Below are 24,836 nucleotides of genomic sequence, written 5' to 3'. Positions count from 1 at the left end.
AAATGCTCTGATGGTGGAATTGGTAGACACGCTATCTTGAGGGGGTAGTGTCCATAGGATGTGCGAGTTCGAGTCTCGCTCAGAGCACCAATTATTATAAGCCTAGTTTAATAACTAGGCTTTTTTATTATCTTAAAATTCTCTTTGAATCATATCATTATATTTCTTATCTAATTTTTTCTTGCGATCTATATCTAAATAAAATTTGTTTATAGTAAAATCGCTTAACTTAGATGCAACAGGAGTTAAAAAATGAAGAAACTACTATTATCATCACTAATACTCTCTTCTTTTTCTGGGTTAGTGTATGCGGAAGAAGAAGCGTTTAAACCGACAGATAAGGAACTTGAAGTTATCAAAGTTATGTTAAAGGAAGATATACAAAAATTCCTGAATGGTGAGGAAACGCCTTTTAATGAGGAATATAAGGAAAATGAAAAGCTTAATGCACTAAAACCGATAGAGGCAGAAACTATTTTAAAAACATATAGTGAAAATGAGCTCAGAGGAGATAAGTATTATAAAGGAAAATCTTTTCTTGTTTCGGGCACGATAAAAACAATTGATAATGGAATTAACGATGATGCATTCCTCATTTTCCTTCCAAAAGATAAATTTAGTTTTCAGTCTGTTCAAGCAAGATTTAAAAAAACAGAGTATGAAAAACTAGTAGAAGTTAACAAGGGAGAAAAAATAGAAGTATTTTGCACTGGCTCTGGAGAAATTAATGGTTCTCCTATGTTAACTGAGTGTAGCTTCTTTGATAAGAATGAGGCTGTGGATGCGGTTGTTAAATCATATGTAGATGAATTGGAAAAATTAAAGGCGGGTAACGTAAGTGAGGCTTCTCAAGTGATGAGAAAGCTAAGCTTTACATCAAGTGTTTTTTCTAAAGCAACAAATGAATTTTCTCTCTGTAAAGATAAGATAGAAATAAAATGTATAGAAAAGGCAATTTCAAAAGCTCCTAAAGCGGAAATAGATAAAATAAGCCAAGAGCTCAGTCCTTTACGTGAATTTTTGCAAGTAAGTGAAAAATAGTCGATTTAGAAATTACTCAATCAGTATATCAAATAAAAGCCTAGTTATTAAAAACTAGGTTTTTGGTTATGTATTTTCTTGATTAAACCAATTTACATAATCGAATTGGTCATAATATTTTTGTCCATTCCATCCAGAAAAATCAAACAAGTCGCCAACTTGTGATGAATTTTCAAAACCTTTTATATAAAAACTAGAAGAGAATTCTGGATAAGGCTTATGCGTAAAAACAATCTTGTTTTTAAATGGGAGTTCATTAAATTCTTTTAGATCTTGGTAAGTCGCCCCATCTCTATCGGTCATTATAATAAATAGATTATTTAAATTAATTCGTTTAAGCCGTGATTCCCATTTGGTTTTTGCCTCTTCTTCTGAATGATAGTGCATGAAATGTAAGGTAATATCCCCTAACTTTCCAACGGGATAAGATTTATCAGATGGAATGAATGTCAGTGTTTGGGCATTATATTCCTGCATGTTTTTCAGATATCGAATGAAATCGGAAGGTTCGAGATAAAGATTTACAAAAGGAGAGCGAAATGCTTGGTTTAAATCATGTAAGATCAATGCCCCATTACAGTTACTTGAAATAACAGACATTTCATGATTTTTTAATCGTTGCTGCAATCTTTTATTGATAGATGGACGACATAGTTTATTAATAATTTTTTTTAATGCAGATAACATTTTATTTTCCAGTAGTGAAATGAATTCTTATTATAGAAATCCCTACTCAACAAAACAAGCTTTGTGATGAGCATAGAAAAAAAAGCTAATTTCAGGTATATTGTTGATTAATTAAGTGATAATCGTAAGGATTTCTATGAAAAAAATAACTAAAGCAATGGGTTTAGCAGTGCTACTTTCTTTAAGTGGGTGTAAATCAGTATTAGATGCGCCGACCCAAGCACAAAAACCAGTCATTCATATCCCACATAATGATCAACAATGGCAAGCTCATTTAGCTAAACTTAGCCAAATTCAACATTATAAAACAGATGGCCAATTTGGATATATTTCACCAGAAGAGAGATTCTCTTCCCATTTTAATTGGCAATATAATTCACCTGCTAATTTTGGCTTAGAATTATCTTCCAATTTATCTAGTAAATCATTAAAACTTCATCGTAATGCGAAAGGATTAACAGTATCTGATAGTGAAGGAAATTCACGTTCGGATCGTGATATTGATGCATTAATGCAAGAAATTATTGGCGTATCGTTCCCTATTGATCAGCTCGCATACTGGTTGAAAGGTCAACCAGAAAAAGAAGGTCAATATATTGTGAATGAAAAACGTCAACTTTCCCAGTTTAGTTATCGATTGAATAATGTAAATTGGACAGTTAACTATGTTGAATATTATGAAGATCGTGTTCCTAATCTGCCGAAACTCATTGTATTAGAAAATGGCACACAAACCCTGAAAATTCGTATTGATAATTGGGTATTTTAATGAAATATACATTACCTAGTCCGGCTAAATTAAATCTTTTTCTTTATGTGGTAGGCAAACGTGAAAACGGCTATCACGATTTGCAGACCCTTTTTCAATTTCTAGATTTCGGAGATGAGATTGAGATTGAAGTCACTGAGAACCCTGAGATTATTTTAGAGAATGAAATCGAAGGGGTTCCTACTGAACAAAACCTCATTTACCGTGCTGCAAAACTTTTACAGAAAAAGACCGCTTGTTTAAAAGGGGCACGTCTTGCTGTTCATAAAAAATTGCCGATGGGTGGTGGTGTTGGTGGGGGCTCTTCAAATGCGGCAACGGTGCTAGTTGGGCTTAATCATTATTGGAAAACAGGGCTATCACTGCCAGAATTAGCGGAATTAGGCTTGTCATTAGGGGCGGATGTACCAATCTTTGTACGAGGTTTTGCAGCTTTTGCGGAAGGTGTTGGCGAAGAATTAACCTCTTGTGAGCTGAAAACGCCTTGGTACGTGGTTTTAAAGCCAGATGTTTCGATATCAACTGCAGAGATCTTCAATGATCCGAATTTACCAAGAAATACCCCTAAACGTGATGTTAAAACATTATTGACTGCCAAATGGGAAAACGATTGCGAAAAAGTTGTCCGAGAACATTATTCAAAGGTTGATGAACTTATCTTAAAGTTGTTAAAATACGCAGAGTTTAGGTTAACAGGTACAGGTGCCTGTATTTTTGCAGAATTTGATTCTGAAGCAGAGGCGAGAAAAGTCTTTGCTCAAAAACCAGCAGATGTGTTTGGTTTTGTGGCGAAAGGGCAAAACATTTCGCCATTGCATCAACATCTTCATTTAATCCCTTAATCCAACAAAGGATCTTTTCCATGCCAGATATTAAACTGTTTGCAGGTAATGCAACGCCAGAGCTTGCCAAACGTATTGCTAAACATCTTTATACTTCTCTTGGTGATGCTACAGTCGGTCGTTTTAGCGATGGTGAAATTCAAGTTCAAATCAATGAAAATGTACGTGGTGCAGATGTATTCATTATTCAATCCACTTGTGCACCAACGAATGATAACTTAATGGAGTTGGTCGTAATGGTAGATGCATTGCGTCGTGCATCAGCTGGTCGTATTACTGCAGTTATTCCATATTTTGGTTATGCTCGTCAAGACCGCCGTGTACGTTCTGCACGTGTGCCAATTACCGCAAAAGTGGTTGCGGACTTCCTTTCTAGCGTAGGGGTCGATCGTGTGTTAACTTGTGATTTACATGCAGAGCAGATTCAAGGCTTCTTTGATGTGCCAGTAGATAACGTATTTGGTTCACCAGTATTGATTGAAGATATTCAAAAACAAAATGCACTAAATAATCCGATGGTTGTATCTCCAGATATTGGTGGTGTGGTTCGTGCGCGTGCAATTGCAAAATTATTAAATGATGCAGATATGGCAATCATTGATAAACGCCGTCCAAAAGCAAATGTTTCTCAAGTTATGCATATTATTGGTGATGTTTCTGGCCGTGATTGTATCCTTGTTGATGACATGATTGATACTGGCGGTACTTTAGTTAAAGCAGCGGAAGCGTTAAAAGAACGCGGAGCAACAAAAGTTGTTGCTTATGCAACACATGCTGTACTTTCAGGTACTGCTGCGAAGAATCTCGCAAATCCAGCTTTAGATGAAGTGGTTGTCACAGATACCATTCCATTATCAGATGAAATTAAAGCATTAAACAAAGTCCGTGCTTTAACATTATCAAGCATGTTAGCTGAAGCGATTCGCCGCATTAGTAATGAAGAATCTATCTCGGCTATGTTTGATGCCTAATATAAAAGCCCAATCGTAAGATTGGGCTTTTTTCTATAGAAATCATATCACTTTTCTCGGCCTATACTAGGAAGCGAGATAACACAACAAATGGCTTAATATTTATGTATTCATTAGTTAGAAAGTTCATTTTTTCTATGCAACCAGAAAGTGCGCATGAGTTTACAATAAAAGCACTAAAAATGGCTGGTAAGCTCCCTTTTCCGATTTTTCCTACACCAGATAACCCAGTAGAAGTTATGGGGCTAAAATTTAAAAATCCAATTGGCCTTGCTGCTGGCGCAGATAAAAATGGAGAGGCTATTGATGGTTTTGGAAAGCTGGGTTTTGGTTTTATTGAGGTGGGCACGGTTACACCATTGGCGCAGGATGGCAATCCTAAACCACGCCAGTTCCGAATTTTAGAAGCTGAAGGAATTATCAATCGAAATGGTTTTAATAATCTCGGTGTGGATGTCTTAGTCGAAAATGTAAAACGTGCAAAATATGATGGTATTTTAGGTATTAACATTGGTAAAAATGCGGTTACACCAATTGAAAACGCCTTAGATGATTATCAAATTTGCTTACGTAAGGTCTATGAATATGCTGATTATATTACGGTAAACATCTCTTCTCCTAACACCAAAAATTTGCGTAGCTTGCAATATGGCGAAGCATTAGATGAGTTACTTTTAGGACTTAAAGCCGAGCAAGCGCGACTTTCGCAAAAGTTTCAACAATATAAACCGCTTGTATTAAAAATAGCGCCTGATTTAACAGAGGAAGAGATTGCTTCTGTAGCTGATAGTTTAATCAGACATCGTATTGATGGCGTCATTGCTGGAAATACCACTTTGTCCCGCGAAACGGTTGCTGGGTTAATCAATGCAGAACAAGTCGGAGGACTCAGCGGAAAACCGTTAAATGCGTTAAGTACTAAATTAATTATGCAGTTAGCAAAAGAATTAAATGGGGCTTTACCTATTATTGGTAGTGGTGGCATTCATTCTTTAGCATCTGGACAAGAAAAGATTGGTGCGGGAGCAAAATTATTACAAGTTTATTCCGGTTTAATTTATGAAGGCCCTGGTTTAATTCAAACATTAGCGAAACATATCCAATTGAAAAATCAATAAATTGATTAAATTTAATGAAGATTTGAAGTAGCGAAAAGATAAGCAGAGACTATGGCTAGAGCCTTAAAAGGCTAGACAAAAAATAGTTATTTTGTTATCTTTCTCTCCAAATTTTCTACATTCTTTTAACAATCGGATGTTTTTGTTAAAATATGCAGGAACAAGTAGTTTAAATTAGTTTAACACTCTTTTTTCTACTTAATTTTAGTTAATGGCAAGTTATTTAACTTGCTACTTTTTAATCATTTAATAGAAATATAAGGACAACCTATGTCAGAGATTCTTAAAAATGACGTAGATCCAATCGAAACACAAGATTGGTTACAATCATTAGACTCATTAATTCGTGAAGAAGGCGTTGAACGCGCTCAATATATCATCGAGCAAGTTATCGGACAGGCTCGTACTAATGGTGTTGCTTTACCAACAGGTGTTACAACCGATTATGTGAACACAATTCCAGTTTCTGAGCAACCTGCATACCCTGGTGATCATGAAATCGAGCGTCGTATCCGTTCTGCAGTTCGTTGGAATGCTATCGCAATGGTTTTACGTAGCCAGAAGAAAGATCTTGACTTAGGTGGTCATATTTCAACTTATCAGGCAGCTGCGACAATGTATGAAGTGTGCTATAACCACTTCTTTAAAGCGGCAACAGAAAAAAATGGTGGCGACTTAATCTTCTTCCAAGGTCACGCTGCACCAGGTATGTATGCTCGTGCTTATCTTGAAGGTCGTTTAACTGAAGCACAATTAGATAACTTCCGCCAAGAAGCTTTCACAGATGGTTTATCTTCATATCCACATCCTAAATTAATGCCTGAATTCTGGCAATTCTCAACCGTTTCAATGGGTTTAGGTCCAGTGAACGCAATCTACCAAGCTCGTTTCTTAAAATACTTAGATAACCGTGGCTTAAAAGATACTAAAGACCAAAAAGTATATGCATTCTTAGGCGATGGTGAAATGGATGAAATCGAGTCTAAAGGTGCATTAACTTTCGCAGCTCGTGAAAAATTAGACAACTTAATTTTCACTATCAGCTGTAACTTACAACGTTTAGATGGCCCAGTTAATGGTAACGGTAAAATCGTTCAAGAGTTAGAAGGCTTATTCACTGGTGCTGGTTGGGAAGTAATCAAAGTATTATGGGGCAGCAATTGGGATAAATTATTCGCTAAAGATACTTCAGGTAAATTAACTCAGTTAATGATGGAAGTGGTTGATGGTGACTATTTAACTTTCAAATCTAAAGATGGTGCTTACGTTCGTGAACACTTCTTCGGTCGTTATCCAGAAACTGCAGCATTAGTTGCAGATATGACAGATGATGAAATCTGGGCATTACGCCGTGGTGCACATGATAGCGAAAAATTATATGCAGCTTATGCAAGAGCACAAAAAGCAGATAAACCTGTTGTAATTTTAGCGCACCAAGTTAAAGGTTATAAAATTCCTGAAGCAGAAAGTAAAAACACCGCTCACCAATCTAAAAAAATGTCTTACGAAAGCCTTAAAGGTTTCCGTGACTACTTCCAATTACCATTAACTGATGAGCAAGTTGAAAACTTAGAATACATTAAATTTGCTGAAGGTACTGCAGAGTATGAATACTTACACGGCCACCGTAAAGCATTAAATGGTTATGTGCCGGCTCGTCGTCCTAAATTTGATGTTGAGTATAAAGTCCCAGCATTAGAGGAATTTAAAGCGTTATTAGAAGAGCAACCACGTGGTATTTCTACGACAATGGCGTTTACTCGTGCTTTAAATATCTTATTAAAAGATAAAAACATCGGTAAAACTATTGTTCCAATGATTGCTGATGAAGCACGTACTTTCGGTATGGAAGGTTTATTCCGTCAAATTGGTATTTATAACCCTCATGGTCAAAACTATGTTCCTTCAGACCGTGATTTAGTTGCATACTATCGTGAAGCAAAAGATGGTCAAGTGTTACAAGAAGGTATCAATGAATTAGGTGCGACAGCATCTTGGTTAGCTGCAGCGAACTCATACTCTGTTAATAACCAACCAATGATCCCATTCTTCATCTATTACTCAATGTTCGGTTTCCAACGTGTGGGCGATATGATGTGGTTAGCAGGTGACCAATTAGCTCGTGGTTTCATGGTAGGTGGTACTTCTGGTCGTACAACCTTAAATGGTGAAGGTTTACAACACGAAGATGGTCACAGCCATATTCAAGCTGGCATCATCCCTAATTGTGTAACTTATGACCCATCATTTGCGTTTGAAGTTGCGGTAATCATGCAAGACGGTATCAACCGTATGTATGGTGAAAAACAAGAAGACGTGTTCTACTACATGACTACATTAAACGAAGTGATGGATCAACCTGCAATGCCAGAAGGTGCAGAAGAAGGTATCCGTAAAGGTTTATACAAATTTGAAACTGTAAAAGGTAAAGGCAAAGGTCACGTTCAATTATTAGGTTCAGGTGCAATCATGCGTCATGTTCGCGAAGCAGCGCAAATTCTTGCAAATGACTATGGTGTAACTTCAGATGTATTCTCAGCACCATCATTCAATGAATTAGCTCGTGAAGGTCAAGATGCAGTACGTTGGAACCTATTACATCCAACAGCGGAACAACGCGTACCTTATGTTGCTCAAGTATTAGCGGACTTACCAACAGTAGCTTCAACAGACTATGTGAAAGCATACGCAGACCAAATCCGTGCATTCGTACCAAGCCGTCACTATCATGTGTTAGGTACAGACGGTTTCGGTCGTTCAGACAGCCGTGCAAACTTACGTGAACACTTCGAAGTGGATGCACGTTATGTTGTTGTAGCTGCACTTTCTCAATTAGCGAAAGAAGGCACAGTAACTGCACAAGTAGTTGCTGATGCAATTGCGAAATTCGGATTAAATGTAGATCGCATTAACCCGTTATACGCATAAAAATGAATAAAGCTCTCTCCCGTAAAGGGAGAGAGATTTTTAATCAACAAGGATTACCAAAATGTCAAAACAAATAAATGTACCAGATATCGGTAGTGATGAAGTTACCGTAACAGAAGTAATGGTGAACGTGGGCGATACCATCTCTGCAGATCAATCAATCATCAATGTAGAAGGTGATAAAGCTTCAATGGAAGTACCAGCACCAGAAGAAGGTGTGGTTAAAGAAGTTTTAGTTAAAGTTGGCGATAAAGTAACAACTGGTTCACCAATGTTAGTATTAGAAGCGGCAGGCGCAGCACCAGCAGCAGAAGCGCCAGCAGCTGCAGCACCAGCACCAGCACCAGTGGCAACCGCTTCAGCTGTTGTTGAAGTTAATGTGCCAGATATCGGTTCTGATGAAGTAAACGTGACTGAAATCATGGTGAAAGTAGGTGATAGCGTTGAAGTTGATCAATCTATCATTAACGTTGAAGGCGATAAAGCTTCAATGGAAGTACCAGCACCAATCGCAGGCGTGGTTAAAGAAATTTTAATTAACGTAGGTGATAAAGTTTCAACTGGTAAACTTATCATGAAATTTGAAACTGCATCAGCAGCACCAGCAGCTGCAACTGCACCAGTTCAAGCAGCAGCGCCAGCAGCACCTCAAGCAGCTTCAATTAAAGATGTTAATGTACCAGATATCGGTGGTGATGAAGTAAACGTCACTGAAATTATGGTTGCAGTAGGTGATACCGTTTCTGAAGAGCAATCTTTAATTACCGTTGAAGGTGATAAAGCATCAATGGAAGTACCAGCACCATTTGCAGGCGTAGTAAAAGAAATTTTAGTGAAATCAGGCGATAAAGTATCAACTGGTTCATTAATTATGCGCTTTGAAGTTGCAGGCGCAGCACCTGCTCCAGCAGCGTCAGCGCCAGCCGTTGCACCTGCGGCACCACAAGCGGCAGCAGCGCCAGCAGCTCAATCTGGTAATGTTTCAGGTTTAAGCCAAGAACAGGTAGTAGCAAGCGCAGCATTCGCTCATGCAACACCAGTGATTCGCCGTCTAGCACGTGAGTTCGGTGTTAATTTAGATAAAGTAAAAGGTACAGGTCGTAAAGGTCGTATCGTTAAAGAAGATATTCAAGCATACGTGAAAACTGCAGTTAAAGCATTTGAAACAGGTACTGTTTCATCAGCTGCAGCTGCTGGCAACGGTGTAGCAAATGGTGCGGGCTTAGGCTTATTACCATGGCCGAAAGTTGACTTCAGCAAATTCGGTGAAGTAGAAGAAGTTGAATTAAGCCGTATCAATAAAATTTCAGGTGCGAACTTACACCGTAACTGGGTAATGATTCCTCACGTAACACACTTCGACCGTACAGATATCACTGAACTTGAAGCATTCCGTAAAGAACAGAACAAGATTGTTGAAAAACAAAAACTGGATGTGAAAATTACACCAGTTGTGTTCATTATGAAAGCGGTTGCGAAAGCATTAGAAGCCTTCCCTCGTTTCAACAGTTCAATTTCTGAAGATGGTCAAAAACTTACACTTAAAAAATACATCAATATTGGTGTGGCGGTAGATACGCCTAATGGTTTAGTTGTACCAGTATTCAAAAATGTAAACAAAAAAGGCATTATTGAACTTTCTCGTGAATTGATGGAAGTATCGAAAAAAGCACGTGATGGCAAACTTTCAGGTTCAGATATGCAAGGCGGATGTTTCACTATTTCAAGCCTTGGCGGTATCGGTACCACCCACTTTACTCCAATCGTAAATGCGCCAGAAGTGGCAATTTTAGGTGTGTCTAAATCTGAAATGGCACCAGTTTGGAACGGTAAAGAATTCGAGCCACGCTTAATGCTTCCATTATCATTATCATTCGATCACCGCGTGATCGATGGTGCTGATGGTGCTCGCTTCTTAAGCTACATCAATGGCGTATTAGCAGATATTCGTCGCTTAGTCATGTAATGAAATCTGTAAGCGGTCGAATTTGTAAAAAGTTTTGCAAAATTGACCGCTTGTTATCAAATCATCCGAAATGACGTTTTACGTCTTCAAAGGAAAAACGATATGAGTAAAGAAATTAAAACACAAGTGGTTGTACTTGGTGCGGGCCCAGCAGGTTATTCAGCAGCGTTCCGTTGCGCAGACTTAGGTTTAGAAACCGTTCTTGTTGAGCGTTATTCAACTTTAGGTGGGGTATGTTTAAACGTAGGTTGTATTCCATCAAAAGCGTTATTACACGTTTCTAAAGTAATTGAAGAAGCAAAACACGCAACTAAAAATGGTGTTTACTTTGGTGAACCAACCATCAATTTAGATGAAGTTCGTGCAGGTAAAGATGCCGTAGTTGCTAAATTAACTGGTGGCTTAGCGGGTATGGCAAAAGCACGTAAAGTGACTGTAGTTGAAGGCTTAGCAGCATTTACTGACCCAAATACATTAGTTGCGCGTGACCGTGATGGTAATCCAACTACTGTTAAATTTGATAATGCAATTATCGCAGCGGGTTCTCGTCCAATTCAATTACCTTTCATCCCGCATGAAGATCCACGTATTTGGGATTCAACAGATGCACTTAAATTAAAAGAAGTACCGAAAAAACTTCTTATCATGGGTGGTGGTATCATCGGTTTAGAGATGGGTACTGTGTATCACTCTCTAGGTTCAGAGATTGAAGTGGTTGAAATGTTCGACCAAGTTATCCCTGCAGCAGATAAAGATGTGGTAGCAATCTACACCAAACAAATCGAGAAAAAATTCAAGTTAATGCTTGAAACGAAAGTAACTGCAGTTGAAGCAAAAGATGACGGTATCTATGTTTCAATGGAAGGCAAAGCATGTAACGATACTAAACGTTACGATGCCGTGCTTGTTGCTATCGGTCGTACGCCAAACGGTAAATTGATTGATGCAGGTAAAGCAGGTGTTGAAGTTGATGAGCGTGGTTTCATTCACGTTGACAAACAAATGCGCACTAACGTACCACACATTTTTGCAATCGGTGATATCGTAGGGCAACCAATGTTAGCACATAAAGGTGTTCACGAAGGTCACGTTGCTGCAGAAGTAATTGCAGGACAAAAACACTACTTCGATCCGAAAGTGATTCCATCAATTGCTTATACTGAGCCAGAAGTTGCTTGGGTAGGTAAAACTGAGAAAGAGTGTAAACAAGAAGGCTTAAACTACGAAGTGGCTAAATTCCCTTGGGCAGCTTCAGGTCGTGCAATCGCTTCAGAATGTTCTGAAGGTATGACCAAGTTAATCTTCGATAAAGACACTCACCGTTTATTAGGTGGCGCAATCGTTGGTAGCAACGGTGGCGAATTGTTAGGTGAAATTGGTTTAGCAATCGAAATGGGTTGTGATGCTGAAGATATCGCATTAACCATCCACGCTCACCCAACACTTCACGAATCTGTTGGTTTAGCGGCAGAAGTGTTTGAAGGTTCAATTACTGACCTTCCAAATGCAAAAGCAAAAAAACGTTAATCATAGACTAACGTAAAATAAAGCGGTCAGATTTTGTAAAAATTTTGCAAAATCTGATCGCTTGTTTTTTTATATTCGTTATTCTTTAACTCAAAGTAACGGGTAGCATTAGTGTATCTAATATAAAACTTAGCGGTAAATCAATGACAGCGAGAACGCTGAAAATACCCCCTTCCTGCATCGTTTTAAAATCTAAAACTACGCCGGCATAAGGCGAATAATTCTCTTTAGCTAGGCTAGTTATCGTGCCGCAAGCGGTTAAGTTTATGCAGCAGATTACAAAAGCCAATTTGGTGAATATTTTTGTTTGCATTCTTTCTCCTTCGAATAACTTATTCTAGCCCAAAATTGGCTTTTTGGGTAAAATGAGAAAACTATTATCAATAACTATTGAGGATTTTATGCAAACTTACAACATCGCAGTATTAGCCGGTGACGGTATTGGACCTGAAATTATGGCTCAAGCCATCAAGGTATTAGAAGCAACACAACAAAAATTTGGCTTCAAATTAAATTTTAATCATTTTAATATCGGTGGTGCAGCTATTGATGCTCAAGGCAGAGCGCTACCAGAAAACACCCTAAAAGGCTGCGAAGAAGCCGATGCTATTTTATTCGGTTCTGTTGGCGGCCCGAAATGGACTAATCTTCCTCCAGATGAGCAACCAGAACGTGGCTCATTATTACCACTTCGCAAACATTTCAAATTATTCTGTAACCTTCGTCCTGCGGCACTTTATCAAGGCTTAGAAAAATTCTGTCCACTACGTGCAGATATTGCAGCAAAAGGCTTTGATATGGTGGTGGTGCGTGAATTAACAGGCGGTATTTATTTTGGACAACCGAAAGGCAGAGAAGGCGAAGGGGCACAAACCAAAGCATTTGATACGGAAGTGTATTACAAATATGAAATTGAACGTATTGCACGCGTAGCATTTGAATCAGCAATGAAACGCAGAAAACACGTTACCTCAATTGATAAAGCGAATGTATTACAAAGCTCAATTTTATGGCGTGAAACAGTCAATGAAGTAGCGAAAGAATTCCCTGAAGTGACTTTAGAACATATGTATATTGATAATGCAACGATGCAACTTATCAAATCGCCAGAATCATTTGATATTCTGCTTTGTTCAAATATCTTCGGCGATATCATCTCAGATGAGGCTGCCATGATTACCGGTTCAATGGGAATGTTACCTTCAGCCAGTTTAAATGAAGATGGTTTTGGATTGTATGAGCCAGCAGGTGGTTCTGCGCCAGATATTGCAGGCAAAAACATTGCAAACCCTATTGCGCAAATTCTTTCTGCTGCAATGATGCTACGTTATAGCTTTAACTTAAATGATGCAGCAGATGCAATTGAGCAAGCTATTCAAAAAGCACTTGCAGATGGCTATCGTACAGGTGATTTAGCAGATGAAAATACGCCAATTTCAACCAGTGAAATGGGCGATGTGATTGCGAAGAACATCTTAGCTTAACGAAAGAAAACAAAACCACGCTGAAGCGTGGTTTTTTATTAACTCCACATTTGATATAACGCAATCACAAGTGGCATTGTAAACATACAAAGCAGCGTCGTTACCCCGTAAATAGCACTAGCCTTTTGCGGATTGTTGTTATAAATTACCGCCATTTGTGTCACTGTTGCTGCAGAGGGACTGGTGGTTGCTAAAAAGCTAATTAGCACAATTATCTCTCCTTTTTCAATCCAATCAGCAAAGCCAATGAGCTTTATCAATACCAGTAATAAAATCGGAATAAGCAGCAAGCGTAATAGCGTAACTAAATAAATGCGCTTAGATGATACGATGCTTTTTAACGGAATTGCAGCAATTAACATACCCGCAACAAGCATGGCATTCGGACCAATAAACAAACCGATGGAAGAGAGTGTGCCATTGATAATATTTGGCAGCTTAATTTGAAAAGCAAACAAAAATGCGCCAACGAGAATTGACCAGATATTGATGTTTTGGGCGATTGTCTTTAATGATAAATTCCCTTTTCCTACAATAATCAAACGGCAATGCGTCCAAAATAGAAAGGTTTGTACCACAATAAAACAGCTGGCGTAAATGACCCATTCTTTACCGAATAACGACATTACAATCGGAATAATTAAGTTGCCTGAATTTGAATAAATAGAGGTGGCGTGTTCAATAGGATCAAGTTTTAATAGACGTTTCAATAGGCTACCAATAATAATCAGAATAATGTGGAGAAACACCGCCATAAGAAGTGAAAGCTGTAAACCTTGCAAGATTTCAGGCGTGTAATCAATTTGAAAGGCTTCAATCATCACCGCTGGACTAATGACATAAAGTCCAATAATAGAAAGTGGCTTGCTATTTTCTGATTTTAATAGTTTTGATTTAACTAACCCATAGCCAATAAGCACAATAAGTGTCAGTTCAATAATTTTAGTACCGAGTAAAAATGCGATGTCCATAGTGAATTCTGATGAGAAAAGTTGTTGTTATAAAAGAAGAAAAGGGCAAAAATAATTTGCCCTTTAAATTGATTTAGGTTACTCCCATTCGATAGTTGCTGGGGGTTTTCCGCTGATGTCATACACCACACGGGAAATGCCGTTCACTTCGTTGATAATGCGGTTAGACACTTTGCCTAATAAATCATAAGGTAAATGAGCCCAATGTGCGGTCATAAAATCGATGGTTTCTACTGCACGTAGTGAGATCACCCAATCGTATTTACGGCCATCTCCCATCACACCTACAGATTTGACTGGTAAAAATACGCTGAAGGCTTGGCTGGTTTTTTCATACCAACCGCTGTTGCGTAATTCTTCGATAAAGATTGCATCCGCACGGCGTAATAAATCGCAGTATTCTTTTTTCACTTCGCCTAATACACGTACGCCTAAACCCGGACCAGGGAATGGGTGGCGGTTGATCATTTCAGCCGGTAAGCCTAATGCTAAACCAATTTTACGCACTTCGTCTTTAAATAATTCACGTAGCGGTTCAACTAAGCCTAATTTCATATAATCCGGCAAACCACCTACGTTGTGGTGTGATTTAATCACATGTGCTTTACCGGTTTTGCTTGCTGCCGATTCGATTACGTCAGGGTAGATCGTACCTTGTGCCAACCATTTCACATTAGTGAGTTTTTTCGATTCATCATCGAATACATCAACGAATACTTTACCGATAATTTTGCGTTTTGCTTCAGGATCAGATACACCTGCAAGTTCACCTAAGAAACGGCTTTCCGCATCAACGCGGGTAATGTTCAAACCAAATTTATCGCCAAACATTTCCATGACTTGATCGCCTTCGTGTAAGCGGAGTAAGCCGTTATCCACGAATACGCAGTGTAAGTTTTTGCCGATAGCGCGATGTAAAAGTAGTGCAACCACAGAAGAGTCTACACCACCGGATAAACCTAAAATCACTTCATCATCGCCCACTTGCTCTTTAATACGAGCAACGGCATCTTCAATGATGTTTTCAGCTGTCCATTTAGTTTCGCAGCCACAAATGTTGACTACAAAGTTGGTTAATAATTCTAAACCTTTTTTAGTATGTGTTACTTCAGGGTGGAATTGTACACCGTAGAAACGACGATTTTCGTCCGACATTGCAGCAATTGGGCAGGTTGGCGTGGTGCCAGTTACTTTGAAGTTTTCTGGTAAGCGGGTTACTTTATCGCCGTGGCTCATCCAAACGTCTAATTTTGGCTCGCAAGCGGTCAAATTATTATTAAGATTTGCAAAAAGCGCTGTGGCATTTTCTAATGTAACAGAGGCATAACCGAATTCACGATGGTCAGAGGTTTCTGTTAAGCCACCAAGTTGCATTGCCATTGTCTGCATGCCGTAGCAAATACCTAATACTGGCACACCAGCATGGAATACATATTCTGGTGCACGCGGGCTATTTTCTTCAGTAGTACTTTCAGGACCGCCTGAAAGAATAATCCCCGTTGGATTAAATTCACGGATTTGTTCTTCCGTCACGTCCCACGCCCAAAGTTCGCAGTACACGCCAATTTCACGCACACGACGTGCAATCAGTTGGGTATATTGTGAACCAAAGTCGAGGATCAGTATTTTATGATTGTGGATGTTTGTCATTTTTTACCTTGCGTTAGTTTTGTTTTCTCATATTGATGTAAGTGCCGCCTTGACCATCATTGGTATATTTAATTTTAAATATTTCAGTTTGGTTACAGCCAGTTACTGTCCAAGTTTCATCTACTGAATCGACAGTAGATGTTTTAGGGTCGATTTTTACATCATTGATCTGAGTATGAATTTGTTTGGGCGTACAATTATGAATTGCTCTAAAAAACAGATTGATATTACTTTCTGTATCTGATTTTAGTAAATAACTTGCAGTTGTTTTTCCCGTATAGGTTGGACCAAAAAGTGCACAACCTGATACGATAAAAGGAATAAGTAATGCTAGTTTTTTCATTTTAGCCTCTTAATTATAGGTTAAAAGAGCGGTCAAATTTATCCGCTCTTTTACTCATCACTAACCCATACGATAGTTTGGCGCTTCTTTAGTAATGGTTACATCATGAACATGGCTTTCTTTAATGCCTGCACCGCTAATGCGAACAAACTCCGCTTTGGTGCGTAGTTCATCAATAGTTGCACAGCCAGTTAAGCCCATGCAAGAACGTAAGCCACCCATTTGTTGATGGATGATTTCTTTTAAGTAACCTTTATATGGAATGCGGCCTTCGATACCTTCTGGTACGAGTTTGTCTGCAGCGTTATCAGATTGGAAATAACGGTCTGATGAGCCTTTCGCCATCGCACCTAATGAGCCCATACCTCGGTAAGATTTAAATGCACGACCTTGATAAAGTTCGATTTCACCCGGTGCTTCTTCAGTACCGGCAAACATAGAACCAACCATTACACAGCTAGCACCTGCTGCGATAGCTTTTGCAATATCACCAGAGAAACGAATACCACCGTCCGCGATAACTGGAATGCCACGATCTTTTAATGCCGCAGCTGCGTCTGCGATAGCGGTGATTTGTGGAACACCTACACCAGTTACAATACGAGTTGTACAAATTGAACCAGGACCAATACCTACTTTCACTGCACTTGCGCCTGCGTCTGCTAATGCGATTGCGCCTTCAGCCGTTGCTACGTTACCCGCAACAATAGGTAAGTTTGGATATTTTGCCCGAGTTTCACGAACGCGTTGTAATACGCCTTCTGAGTGGCCGTGAGAAGAGTCGATTAACAATACATCTACGCCGGCTTTTACTAAAGCATCAATACGTTCTTCGTTACCTGGGCCTGCACCTACAGCCGCACCAACGCGTAAACGACCGAATTCATCTTTACATGCGTTTGGTTTTTGTTCCGCTTTTTGGAAGTCTTTAACGGTGATCATACCTTTTAATTTGAAAGCATCATCTACTACCAGTACTTTTTCTACACGGTGTTCGTGCATGAGTGCAAGAATTTCATCACGCGCAGCACCTTCTTTTACCGTCACTAAGCGTTCTTTTTTCGTCATTACCTGTGAAACGGTTTTGCTTAAATCTTTTACGAAACGCGTGTCACGACCAGTAATAATACCAATTAAATTATTTTCGCCATCTACTACAGGGTAGCCTGCAAAACCATTTTTTTTGACCATTTCAGCAAGTACTTCAAGGGTTAAATCAGGAGAAACAGTCACAGGTTCAGAAACAATACCACTTTCGAATTTTTTCACTTTGCGAACGCGATCTGCCTGGCGTTCGATAGTCATATTTTTATGAATAAAGCCGATACCGCCTTCTTGTGCTAAAGAGATGGCTAATTTGGTTTCTGTAACAGTATCCATTGCAGCAGAAAGCATAGGAATATTTAAGCGAATTTCTTTGGTGAGTTGAGTTGAAAGGTTGGCAGTATTAGGGAGAACAGTTGAGTGAGCTGGGACGAGCAGAACGTCGTCAAAGGTAAGCGCTTCTTGTTTAATGCGTAATGACATTGCAATAGTTCCTTTTTTAAAATGAAAAATTGAGCTAGAAATTATTGCGGGCGTATTATACAGGGGGAATTGGAAATTGTAAAACTGAAATTAGTGAACTGTTGCTTAAGTTTTAAGAGTTTGATAATAGCATCATGAAATAAATATTTTACATCTTGACTTGAATCACGCCAAAGAGGCCTTATTATGGTACACTATACCTTTAATAGTAAGAGAAAGAGAATTTATGGGTAGAAAAAGAAGTGCAAGCTCTTCCCGTTGGCTTGCGGAGCATTTTAAAGATCAATTTGTGCAAAAAGCACATAAACAAAAATTACGCTCCCGAGCTTATTTCAAACTAGATGAAATTCAGCAAACTGACCGATTGTTTAAACCTGGAATGACCGTGGTTGATTTAGGTGCGGCACCTGGCGGTTGGTCGCAATATGCCGTGACACAAATTGGCAGTAAAGGGAGAATTATAGCCTGTGATATTTTGGATATGAATCCAATTGTGGGGGTCGATTTCTTACAAGGCGATTTTAGAGAAGAAAGTGTGCTCAACGCTTTGTTAGAACGAGTTGGCGATAGTTTAGTCGATGTAGTGATGTCTGACATGGCGCCCAATTTTAGCGGTATGCCATCAGTAGACATTCCTCGAGCTATGTATTTGGTGGAACTTGCTTTAGATATGTGTCGCCAAGTATTAGCACCGAATGGCAGTTTTGTTGTCAAGGTATTCCAAGGAGAAGGCTTTGATGAGTATTTGCGTGATATTCGGGCAATGTTCCGTACGGTAAAAGTACGCAAGCCTGAGGCTTCAAGGGATCGTTCTCGAGAAGTTTATATTGTTGCAACAGGCTATAAAGGCTAATTGATAAGCCGAGTAAAGATTTTTTATTAGTTAAAGAGGACATTAACCTTGAACGATATGGTTAAAAATATACTTCTTTGGGTTGTAGTTGCCATTGTGATGATGACGGCATTTGAAGGCTTTAATTCTAACTTTGGGAATAACAATACTGTGGCATATTCCACTTTCTTAAATGATATTCGTACGAATACTTTAAAAGATGTGGATATGAAAAGTAATAGCGAAACGATCAGTGTGACTAAAAAAGACGGCACTAAATATCAAACAGTAATGCCGATGTACGATCGTGATTTGTTAGCAGATCTATCAAAAACAGATGCAACAGTAACTGGTCAACCTGAAGAGCGTCGCAATGTATTTGTGCAACTGCTTATCTCTTCATTTCCAATTATTATTCTAATTGGCTTTTGGGTGTTCTATATGCGCCAAATGCAAGGTGGTGGCGGTAAAGGGGCATTTAGCTTTGGTAAAAGTAAAGCGAAGATGCTCACTGCCGATCAAGTAAAAACGACCTTTGCAGATGTGGCAGGTTGTGATGAAGCGAAAGAAGAAGTTGGCGAAGTGGTTGATTTCTTACGTGATCCAAGCAAATTCCAAAAACTGGGCGGCCGTATTCCAAAAGGTATTTTAATGGTTGGTCCACCAGGAACAGGTAAAACTTTATTAGCTAAAGCGATTGCTGGTGAAGCGAAGGTTCCTTTCTTTACTATGGCTGGTTCTGACTTCGTAGAAATGTTCGTCGGTGTGGGTGCTTCTCGAGTACGTGATTTATTTGAACAGGCGAAGAAAAATGCACCTTGTATCATTTTTATTGATGAAATTGATGCGGTTGGTCGTAAACGTGGTGGTGCTGGTTTTAGCGGTGGTCACGATGAACGCGAACAAACATTAAACCAAATGTTAGTAGAAATGGATGGTTTTGAAGGTTCTGAAGGGGTCATTATCATTGCAGCAACGAACCGTGCTGATGTATTGGATGATGCATTAACGCGTCCAGGACGTTTTGACCGCCAAGTTACCGTTGATTTGCCAAACGTAAAAGGCCGTGAGCAAATTTTGCAAGTTCACTTGAAAAAAGTACCGCTTGCAGATGATGTGAATGCAATGCAAATTGCTCGTGGCACACCTGGTTATTCGGGGGCACAATTAGCGAACTTAGTGAATGAGGCCGCTTTATTTGCAGCACGTAAAAACCGTCGTGTAGTTACCATGGAAGATTTTGAACAAGCACGTGATAAAATCAATATGGGGCCAGAGCGTCGTTCGAATACGATGACTGAAAAAGAGATTATCAATACGGCTTATCATGAAGCTGGTCATGTTATCGTCGGTTATTTAATGCCAGAGCATGACCCTCTGAATAAAGTGACGATTGTCCCTCGTGGTCAAGCATTAGGTTTTGCGCAGTTCTTACCAGAAGGTGACCGTGTAAGTGAAACCTTCACTAAATTAGAAAGCCAGCTTTCTACTTTATTTGCAGGTCGAATTGCGGAAGGGCTAATTTTTGGTGAAGATAAAATTACTACTGGCGCATCATCAGATATTCATCGTGCAACACAAATTGCACGAGCAATGGTAACGCAATGGGGCTTCTCTAAAGAGCTTGGGCCTATTTTCTATCAAAATGAAGATGGAATGGGCGCAATTAAAGGTGTTTCTGAAGAGTCGCAAAAATTGATTGATGTTGAAATGCGTAAAATTATTGACCGCAACTACAATCGTGCTAAACAGACGCTTGAAGACAACATGGATATTTTACATGCGATGAAAGATGCATTGTTAAAATATGAAACCCTTGATCGTAATCAGATTGATGACTTAATGGCTCGTCGTCCAGTCGGAGAACCTTCAGGTTGGAATGATAAACCAAAGGATGAGCAACCAAAATCAGATGATAAAATTAAAACAGATTTAGAATCTGAAACAAAGGTTGAACCTAACGTATCTGATAATCAAGCTGATGCTTAATACCTAACTTTAAAAAGCTGAATTTAGAAATAAATTCAGCTTTTTTTTCGACTGCGCATTTTATCCTCTCAATCTCATCAAGAATTACTTGCATTTTCTTTAAGTTAGACATATTATTTTTATGGGTATATAACAAGACAACATTTACCCGTTTAAATTTTAAAAGGAGATTAGGCTTAACCATTTGGTTGAGCCTATCTATTTTCTCAAAGACTAAATCTCGTGATTGGAGGATAGAGATATGAAGTCGATCACAAAAATCAATTTAATCACACTTGCAATATTGCAAAGCATCCATTCTGTACAAGCTGAAGAAGCCATTTTAGATGAAGTTAGCGTTGTGGAACATGACATTTCCAGCGAGAAAAAAATCTTTACTGAAGCTAAAGCTAGTAGCACTAAACAAGACATTTTTAAACAAAGTCAAAGCATTGATAATATTGTTCGCAGTATGCCTGGTGCTTTTACGCAACAAGATAAATCTACTGGTGTGGTAGCGTTAAACATTCGAGGTGAGAGTGGTTTCGGACGTGCTAATACTATGGTCGATGGTGTGTCACAAACTTTTTATGCTACTGCATCTGATGGTAATGGACGAGCGGGTGGTAATGCCCAATTTGGGGCTGCGATAGATCCCAACTTTATTGCAGGTGTTGATTTAACAAAAGGAACGTTCAGTGGAGCAAGTGGCGCTAATGCATTATTTGGTTCGGCTAATTTCCGTACGCTTGGCGTAAATGATGTGGTAGATCCTGAAAATAATGTTGGCGTGTTATTTAAAGGATTATCAGGCACAAACGATACGAAACCTAATTTTATGGGAACATTTGCCGCTCGCAAATGGTTAGACAATGGCTATATTGGTTTTCTATATGGCTATAGTCAACGGGAAGTAGCCCAAAACTATAAAGTCGGTGGAGGAAGCACCAAAATTGGTAATTTAGGCGCGGATGTATTAGCACGTATTAAACAACGAACATTTAATACGGCTGGACTTGAATGCGATAACTACTATTTCCAAACTGATGAAGAGGCAACAAATCTTTGTCGTAAAAACGTAAACTTATTAGATAATCCGCAACTGGTGAATGAAGCGACGATTACTTCGCCAGCGGAAGAAAATAGTCTTTTTAACCGCTTTGATAAGCCACAATTTGATGTTCGTCCCATTGATCCTGAAAGTTTACGTCAGCGTTCGCACAGCCATTTAGTAAAATTTGAGTATGCAGATGATATTCATTCATTGAATCTACAATATCGTCAAATGAATAATCATATAGGCATTCGCAAAGTTGAAAATCAGAATTACCAAGCTGATTATCAATTCAAAAAGAATGATTACCTCAATCTCTCTATTTTAGCGGCATATAATGATGGAAAACAAAGATACCCTGTTGGTTCTGAATTTAGTGGTTGGCCAATTAAGAAAAATTTAGTGCTAACGAATAAAGCGAATACACTAGATGTACACAATACCTTTAATTTTTTCTTACCTAAATCAGTTGATTTACAAACGACAGTAGGTGTGAATTTATTAAAAAACCGTTATGACAGAAATCGTTTTCCAGAAGAGCTAGCGCTATTTTATCAAGAGCATGTTAAAGGATTACAAAGTAGTTTAGGCGGCGATAGTGGAAACTTTCAAATTCTTCCACAGAAATCAACACCAGTGTATCCAAATGGTGAACAACGCTTTAATAGCTTTTATTTAGATAACAGCCTTTCAAAAGGCATTTTTAAAGCAGATTACAGCGTGAACTTATTACAATATCGATTTAATGGTGATGTTGCAGAATACTACAAAGATTATGCGGATTTTGTAAAAACCTTTGGGAAAGATTCTAAAGCTTATCAGGAAGCTGGTTGTAGTGAAGATCTTCAAACTTGCCGAGAGATTTATGAACCTTTAGTTAGAAAAGGTGGAAAACGTAGTGCGGTAAATCATTCTGTAGTATTAAGTGCTAACGTTAAAGATTATTTTTCTCCGTTTGTTAGTTTTTCTCGCACCCATAGAATGCCAAATATCCAAGAAATGTATTTCTCTCAAATTGGAGCATCGGGTACTAACTTAAATTTAAAACCAGAAAAAGCAAAAACTTATCAAATTGGTTTTAATTCGTATAAAAAATCAGCGCTAAAAGCTGATGATGTGTTCGGTCTTAAAGTTGTTTATTACCAAACTCGTATCGATAATTATATCCATAATGCATGGGGATATTGGTGGGATAAACGCCCAGATTGGTCAGAAAAAATCCCGTATTCCATTCAACATCGCAATTATCGCGATGCTGTACATAAGAAAGGGGTAGAGATTGAATTAAATTACGATGTGGGTCGTTTCTTTACTAATTTTGCTTATGCATATCAGGTGACTAACCAGCCGACTAATTATAGTGATACTAGCCCTGCTCGTAATAATGTGGCAATGGCAGACTTGCTCAAGCAAGGTAATGGTTTAACTAAAGTGAGTATGTTACCAAAAGATTATGCACGCCTTGAAATGGGAAGCCGTTGGTTCGACCAAAAATTGGTATTAGGCGGAATTATGCGTTATTACGGTAAAAGTAAAAGGGCGACTTTAGAGGAGCGTTATTTATATGGTATAAGCGGTGCAATTAATGATGGTGACCGTATTGAGGTGGTGAAAAAAACAGAAGAAATTCGTAAACAGCCGATGATTTATGATGTATATGTAAGTTATGAGCCTATCAAAAACTTAGTGCTAAAAGCAGAGTTACAAAATATTTTCAATAAAAAATATGTTGATCCGCTTGATGCTGGTAATGACTCAGCAGCTCAACGACTTTATACCATGTATGACGGAAATCAGTCTGTGCTTAATAACTATGCGCGTGGTAGAACAGCAATTTTCACCGCTAATTATAAATATTAAAAGGAGAACTTAATATGGTAAAAATTTCATTAAAAATGACCGCTTGTAGTCTCTTATTGGCACTCAATTTAAGTGGTTGTATGTCAGTTTCTGATGGTGCAAGCAATCAAGCTGGCGCAAAAGAGGAAAGTAAACCAGAAACTATCGATCCAAATACGGTCAAGCCAATTGAAGAAAAACCACAAACCATTTCTGGCGAACAAGGGTGGCGGAATTTAAAAGTTAATTCAATTACAGATACGAGTAGTCGAAGTGATCGCTATGTTGCTGAGAAAATTCGTGCTTATGAAGGACAAATTCCATTTAGTGAATGGTCGAACGAGTCTATTTCAGAGATTTCCCCTTTCGATAAAGATGAAAATGCAGAGATAGGTCTGAATATTACTGAAATTGGAAAAAATATTAATCACACTTATCAAGGAAGTATTGCAGATCCGTCTCTTAAAGGTTCATTGGTTGAATATGACCTTACAACACAGAAATGGACAAAGCAGTCTGTAGATAAAATTAACTATATTTTCAGAAATACGCCTTATGCCTCTTATGGTGCGATGTTTACTAACGGTAATGATGTAGTTTATTTTACCACTGCATTAAACAATCGTTATACCAACGATGGGGAAGAAAACGCTCAAGTAAAATCGGAAGATTTACCATATGCGAATAACGATGGTGAACTACGTTATCGTAAAGAGGTGGTAGAACGATTAAGTGGTAAAGCGGAATATACAGGTAAAGTCATTGCAAGTGTACGCCGATATGTTGATAGTGCAGATGCAGGATTTACTAGCTATGATATTACGCAAGCTACACTACCAACAGAAGATGGAACGGTTCATTTAACCGCAGATTGGGCTAATAAAACGATTTCTGGAGAAATTGACAGTAAATTGCTCAATAAAAAAATTATGCTAGAGCAGAGTGAGGCATTTAATTTACAACGTAATACGCTAACCACAGGGGCTGTATCTTTAAAAGGGAGTGAATTCAATGAAGATGAAAGTCGCTATCAAGCCAAATTTGTGGGTGAGTCTGCAAAAGGCGTGGTTGGTGAAGTAAAATTAGCTTTTAGTCATGAAGAACTAAAAGCAAATGATCCACTAGAATATCGAGCTGTATTCGGCGCAGAGCTTAAAGAGCCTACATCGACTACGACACCATAATTGAAACGGCTAGGCATATGCTTAGCCGTTTTGTTTATATCCTTTGTTATAACTAAAACACACACAATATAGAGAGGAGTTCTTTTGGGCTGTTGCATAGATTTGTTACATTTTAGCCACTAATAATTTTAATCA

General features: G+C 38.6%; 19 protein-coding genes and 1 tRNA gene. 14 read left to right on the top strand and 6 right to left on the bottom strand.

The window, feature by feature from the left end:
• The first annotated feature begins 4 nt into the window (after positions 1-4).
• Positions 5-90: transfer RNA gene (locus HSP_RS0102420), tRNA-Leu, on the top strand.
• A gap of 162 nt (positions 91-252) precedes the next feature.
• Positions 253-1,041, top strand: coding sequence for an OB-fold protein (locus HSP_RS0102415; protein ID WP_007524276.1), 789 nt, complete (start codon positions 253-255; stop codon positions 1,039-1,041).
• Between the two features lie 66 nt (positions 1,042-1,107).
• Here HSP_RS0102415 and HSP_RS0102410 read toward each other — a convergent pair whose 3' ends face one another.
• Positions 1,108-1,728: a DUF1919 domain-containing protein gene (locus HSP_RS0102410; protein ID WP_007525335.1), complete on the bottom strand. Its 621-nt coding sequence runs from the start codon at positions 1,726-1,728 to the stop codon at positions 1,108-1,110.
• A gap of 136 nt (positions 1,729-1,864) precedes the next feature.
• Between HSP_RS0102410 and lolB the strand changes: the two genes are divergently transcribed.
• The 7 genes from lolB to lpdA all read left to right on the top strand — a co-directional run bounded on the left by lolB (position 1,865) and on the right by lpdA (position 11,849).
• On the top strand, positions 1,865-2,497 hold the full coding sequence (gene lolB / locus HSP_RS0102405) for a lipoprotein insertase outer membrane protein LolB (RefSeq protein WP_007525508.1): 633 nt from the start codon (positions 1,865-1,867) through the stop codon (positions 2,495-2,497).
• Positions 2,497-3,339 (top strand): 4-(cytidine 5'-diphospho)-2-C-methyl-D-erythritol kinase, encoded by an 843-nt coding sequence (gene ispE, locus HSP_RS0102400; protein WP_007524994.1) that lies wholly within the window; start codon positions 2,497-2,499, stop codon positions 3,337-3,339. Before lolB ends, ispE begins: the two co-directional genes overlap by 1 nt.
• Positions 3,340-3,359: 20 nt before the next feature.
• A complete protein-coding gene (locus tag HSP_RS0102395; protein WP_007525184.1) occupies positions 3,360-4,310 on the top strand; it encodes a ribose-phosphate pyrophosphokinase in 951 nt (316 codons plus the stop codon).
• Positions 4,311-4,414: 104 nt separating this feature from the next.
• Positions 4,415-5,428, top strand: coding sequence for a quinone-dependent dihydroorotate dehydrogenase (gene pyrD / locus HSP_RS0102390; protein ID WP_010128331.1), 1,014 nt, complete (start codon positions 4,415-4,417; stop codon positions 5,426-5,428).
• A gap of 270 nt (positions 5,429-5,698) precedes the next feature.
• Positions 5,699-8,356: a pyruvate dehydrogenase (acetyl-transferring), homodimeric type gene (gene aceE / locus HSP_RS0102385; RefSeq protein ID WP_007524903.1), complete on the top strand. Its 2,658-nt coding sequence runs from the start codon at positions 5,699-5,701 to the stop codon at positions 8,354-8,356.
• Positions 8,357-8,417: 61 nt separating this feature from the next.
• Positions 8,418-10,322 carry a pyruvate dehydrogenase complex dihydrolipoyllysine-residue acetyltransferase gene (gene aceF, locus HSP_RS0102380; RefSeq protein ID WP_007524838.1) on the top strand — a complete coding sequence of 635 codons (1,905 nt, stop codon included), beginning with the start codon at positions 8,418-8,420 and terminating at the stop codon, positions 10,320-10,322.
• 102 nt (positions 10,323-10,424) lie between these two features.
• Positions 10,425-11,849, top strand: a complete 1,425-nt coding sequence (lpdA, locus tag HSP_RS0102375) for a dihydrolipoyl dehydrogenase (RefSeq protein WP_007525161.1) — start codon at positions 10,425-10,427, stop codon at positions 11,847-11,849.
• Between the two features lie 85 nt (positions 11,850-11,934).
• Here the strand turns inward: lpdA and HSP_RS0102370 are convergent, their stop codons facing one another.
• Entirely contained in the window at positions 11,935-12,162 is a 228-nt protein-coding gene (locus HSP_RS0102370) for a YceK/YidQ family lipoprotein (protein WP_010128330.1), read from the bottom strand.
• A gap of 88 nt (positions 12,163-12,250) precedes the next feature.
• Here HSP_RS0102370 and leuB point away from each other — a divergent pair, with 88 nt between their 5' ends.
• Positions 12,251-13,333, top strand: a complete 1,083-nt coding sequence (gene leuB, locus HSP_RS0102365) for a 3-isopropylmalate dehydrogenase (protein ID WP_007525219.1) — start codon at positions 12,251-12,253, stop codon at positions 13,331-13,333.
• Between the two features lie 38 nt (positions 13,334-13,371).
• Here the strand turns inward: leuB and HSP_RS0102360 are convergent, their stop codons facing one another.
• The 4 genes from HSP_RS0102360 to guaB form a co-directional block, all read right to left on the bottom strand.
• Entirely contained in the window at positions 13,372-14,304 is a 933-nt protein-coding gene (locus HSP_RS0102360; protein WP_007525379.1) for an AEC family transporter, read from the bottom strand.
• A gap of 78 nt (positions 14,305-14,382) precedes the next feature.
• Positions 14,383-15,954, bottom strand: coding sequence for a glutamine-hydrolyzing GMP synthase (gene guaA, locus HSP_RS0102355; protein WP_007524106.1), 1,572 nt, complete (start codon positions 15,952-15,954; stop codon positions 14,383-14,385).
• A gap of 13 nt (positions 15,955-15,967) precedes the next feature.
• Positions 15,968-16,297 carry a hypothetical protein gene (locus tag HSP_RS0102350; protein WP_007524328.1) on the bottom strand — a complete coding sequence of 110 codons (330 nt, stop codon included), beginning with the start codon at positions 16,295-16,297 and terminating at the stop codon, positions 15,968-15,970.
• A 60-nt stretch (positions 16,298-16,357) separates the two neighbouring features.
• Positions 16,358-17,824 carry an IMP dehydrogenase gene (gene guaB / locus HSP_RS0102345; protein WP_007524038.1) on the bottom strand — a complete coding sequence of 489 codons (1,467 nt, stop codon included), beginning with the start codon at positions 17,822-17,824 and terminating at the stop codon, positions 16,358-16,360.
• A 226-nt stretch (positions 17,825-18,050) separates the two neighbouring features.
• Between guaB and rlmE the strand changes: the two genes are divergently transcribed.
• The 4 genes from rlmE to HSP_RS0102320 all read left to right on the top strand — a co-directional run bounded on the left by rlmE (position 18,051) and on the right by HSP_RS0102320 (position 24,701).
• Positions 18,051-18,677, top strand: a complete 627-nt coding sequence (rlmE, locus tag HSP_RS0102340; protein ID WP_007524260.1) for a 23S rRNA (uridine(2552)-2'-O)-methyltransferase RlmE — start codon at positions 18,051-18,053, stop codon at positions 18,675-18,677.
• A gap of 48 nt (positions 18,678-18,725) precedes the next feature.
• Positions 18,726-20,645 (top strand): ATP-dependent zinc metalloprotease FtsH, encoded by a 1,920-nt coding sequence (ftsH, locus tag HSP_RS0102335; RefSeq protein WP_007524292.1) that lies wholly within the window; start codon positions 18,726-18,728, stop codon positions 20,643-20,645.
• Positions 20,646-20,886: 241 nt separating this feature from the next.
• Complete coding sequence (locus HSP_RS0102325; RefSeq protein ID WP_007524023.1) at positions 20,887-23,538, top strand: TonB-dependent receptor domain-containing protein; 2,652 nt, start codon at positions 20,887-20,889, stop codon at positions 23,536-23,538.
• Positions 23,539-23,552: 14 nt separating this feature from the next.
• Positions 23,553-24,701 (top strand): hypothetical protein, encoded by a 1,149-nt coding sequence (locus HSP_RS0102320; protein ID WP_007525519.1) that lies wholly within the window; start codon positions 23,553-23,555, stop codon positions 24,699-24,701.
• Positions 24,702-24,836: the final 135 nt, after the last annotated feature.

The organism is Haemophilus sputorum CCUG 13788 (assembly GCF_000238795.1).
Classification (GTDB): domain Bacteria; phylum Pseudomonadota; class Gammaproteobacteria; order Enterobacterales; family Pasteurellaceae; genus Haemophilus_A; species Haemophilus_A sputorum.
Note: the sequence above shows the minus strand (reverse complement) of the source record. Positions and strands in the feature narration are given on the sequence as shown.

Excerpts from the sequence above, each read along its gene's own strand:
- lolB (WP_007525508.1), top strand. The coding sequence starts at position 1,865 with ATGAAAAAAATAACTAAAGCAATGGGTTTAGCAGTGCTACTTTCTTTA.
- rlmE (WP_007524260.1), top strand. The coding sequence starts at position 18,051 with ATGGGTAGAAAAAGAAGTGCAAGCTCTTCCCGTTGGCTTGCGGAGCAT.
- lpdA (WP_007525161.1), top strand. The coding sequence starts at position 10,425 with ATGAGTAAAGAAATTAAAACACAAGTGGTTGTACTTGGTGCGGGCCCA.
- HSP_RS0102370 (WP_010128330.1), bottom strand. The coding sequence starts at position 12,162 with ATGCAAACAAAAATATTCACCAAATTGGCTTTTGTAATCTGCTGCATA.
- ispE (WP_007524994.1), top strand. The coding sequence starts at position 2,497 with ATGAAATATACATTACCTAGTCCGGCTAAATTAAATCTTTTTCTTTAT.
- HSP_RS0102325 (WP_007524023.1), top strand. The coding sequence starts at position 20,887 with ATGAAGTCGATCACAAAAATCAATTTAATCACACTTGCAATATTGCAA.
- aceE (WP_007524903.1), top strand. The coding sequence starts at position 5,699 with ATGTCAGAGATTCTTAAAAATGACGTAGATCCAATCGAAACACAAGAT.
- HSP_RS0102410 (WP_007525335.1), bottom strand. The coding sequence starts at position 1,728 with ATGTTATCTGCATTAAAAAAAATTATTAATAAACTATGTCGTCCATCT.
- guaA (WP_007524106.1), bottom strand. The coding sequence starts at position 15,954 with ATGACAAACATCCACAATCATAAAATACTGATCCTCGACTTTGGTTCA.
- guaB (WP_007524038.1), bottom strand. The coding sequence starts at position 17,824 with ATGTCATTACGCATTAAACAAGAAGCGCTTACCTTTGACGACGTTCTG.
- HSP_RS0102395 (WP_007525184.1), top strand. The coding sequence starts at position 3,360 with ATGCCAGATATTAAACTGTTTGCAGGTAATGCAACGCCAGAGCTTGCC.
- HSP_RS0102320 (WP_007525519.1), top strand. The coding sequence starts at position 23,553 with ATGGTAAAAATTTCATTAAAAATGACCGCTTGTAGTCTCTTATTGGCA.
- HSP_RS0102415 (WP_007524276.1), top strand. The coding sequence starts at position 253 with ATGAAGAAACTACTATTATCATCACTAATACTCTCTTCTTTTTCTGGG.
- HSP_RS0102360 (WP_007525379.1), bottom strand. The coding sequence starts at position 14,304 with ATGGACATCGCATTTTTACTCGGTACTAAAATTATTGAACTGACACTT.
- aceF (WP_007524838.1), top strand. The coding sequence starts at position 8,418 with ATGTCAAAACAAATAAATGTACCAGATATCGGTAGTGATGAAGTTACC.
- pyrD (WP_010128331.1), top strand. The coding sequence starts at position 4,415 with ATGTATTCATTAGTTAGAAAGTTCATTTTTTCTATGCAACCAGAAAGT.
- leuB (WP_007525219.1), top strand. The coding sequence starts at position 12,251 with ATGCAAACTTACAACATCGCAGTATTAGCCGGTGACGGTATTGGACCT.
- HSP_RS0102350 (WP_007524328.1), bottom strand. The coding sequence starts at position 16,297 with ATGAAAAAACTAGCATTACTTATTCCTTTTATCGTATCAGGTTGTGCA.